Annotated in this window: 1 protein-coding gene; it reads left to right on the forward strand. The window is 46.5% G+C overall.

Features of this window, described 5'->3' with window-relative positions:
• Nucleotides 1–58: 58 nt before the first annotated feature.
• A partial coding sequence (gene dnaE / locus B4H32_RS08030; RefSeq protein WP_286801632.1) for a DNA polymerase III subunit alpha occupies nt 59–1,995 on the forward strand: 1,937 nt, incomplete at its 3' end.

Consider the following 1,995-nt stretch of genomic DNA (forward strand, 5'->3'; position numbering starts at 1 on the left):
GTCATTATAAATTTGCATGCTAAACTATGTCCTGATTTGAAAAAGGATCGTATTGACTATGCAATTTGTTCATCTCGGTATACATACAGAATTTTCGATTACCGAATCGATTGTTCGCATACCCGATTTGGTCAAAGTTGCTGCTGCAGAAGAAATGCCTGCGCTTGCCATCACCGATTTGTCCAACCTGCATGCGGCGATAAAATTTTACGGCGCATGTCTGGGTAAAGGCATCAAGCCTATTATGGGCAGTGTCATTCGCCTGAATGATGCTGAACATCGCGCAACCTTGCTTGCCATGAGTAACAAGGGATGGCGAAATCTCACTGAAATTGTGTCGCGTGGTTTTATTGAGGGACAACAACTCAGCACGCCCTGCATACAGAAACAATGGATACTGGAACAGGCAGAAGACCTGATCATTCTGCTGGGTCAGCACAGTGATGTTGGCAAGATGCTCTGCTCATCCAACCCACAGAAAGCTGAACCGTTACTGGAAGCGTGGATTGAAAAATTTGGCGACCGTGTTTATTTAGCCCTGACCCGTACCGAACGTGTTGGCGAAGAGGATTTTATCCTACAGGCTGCAAAACTTGCCGCAAAATATCAAATTGGTGTGGTGGCACACAACGATGTGCATTTTATTGAGCAGGACGATTTTGAGGCGCATGAAGCCCGCGTATGCATTGCCGATGGTTATGTCCTAAGTGACGACAAACGCCCCAAACCCTACAGCCCTGAACAATATTTTAAAACGGCCGAGCAAATGTCTGAACTGTTTTCAGACATTCCAAGTGCCATTGAAAACACCTACGAGATTGCAAAACGCTGCAATGTCAGCTTACAGTTGGGTACTTATTTCCTACCTGACTTCCCAATTCCTGATGGCTATACCATTGACACCTATTTTGAGCATTTGTCGCGTACAGGTCTGGAACAACGTCTAAATCATCTTTACCCAGTTGAAAAACGTGGTGAAGACTGGGCAGAGGTTCGCCAGCCCTACGATGAGCGAATCAAGTATGAAGTCGACATTATCCTGAAAATGGGATTCCCAGGCTACTTCCTGATCGTCATGGACTTTATCCAGTGGGCAAAAAATAATGGCGTACCTGTGGGGCCTGGTCGTGGTTCAGGTGCAGGTTCACTGGTTGCTTATAGCTTAAAGATTACCGACCTTGACCCACTGCGTTATGATCTACTGTTTGAACGTTTCCTTAACCCAGAACGTGTCTCCATGCCCGATTTTGACGTGGATTTCTGCATTGCAGGCCGTGACCGTGTAATTGAGTATGTGGCACAGCATTATGGTCGTGAAGCGGTTTCACAGATTGCAACATTCGGTACTATGGCAGCCAAAGGTGCGATTCGTGATGTTGCCCGTGTACTGGGCAAGTCTTATGGTCTGGCTGACCGTATTTCCAAAATGGTGCCAACCAAACCGCTGGGTGTGGATTTAAAGCAAGCGATTGAAATGGAGCCGCAGCTCAAGGATATCGTCACCAATCCATCCAACCCAGATCATGATGATGCCGCCGAAATCTGGGAAATGGCGCTCAAGCTTGAGGGCATTACCCGTAACACAGGCAAGCATGCGGGTGGTGTGGTCATTGCACCAGGTAAAATTACTGATTATTCCGCGGTGCTATGTGATGCTGATGGCACTAACCGCGTTGCACAATATGATAAAGATGACGTTGAAGCTGCAGGTCTGGTTAAATTTGACTTCTTAGGTTTGCGTAACCTGACCGTTATTGAAGATGCCGTTCAGAATATTAATAAAAGAATCAAGTCAGATACCCCACTCGACATTGCCAATGTTGAACTGGATGACAAAGATGCCTATCTGGTTTTTGCCGAGGCAAACACCACTGCGGTATTCCAGTTTGAATCCGTGGGCATGAAAAAGATGCTCAAGGAAGCCAGACCGAGCAAGTTTGAAGAAATTATTGCTTTCGTTTCCCTATACCGTCCTGGCCCGATGGACCTGATTCC

This window comes from Acinetobacter sp. UBA2063, from assembly GCF_002333245.1.
GTDB classification, from domain to species: Bacteria; Pseudomonadota; Gammaproteobacteria; order Pseudomonadales; family Moraxellaceae; genus Acinetobacter; species Acinetobacter parvus.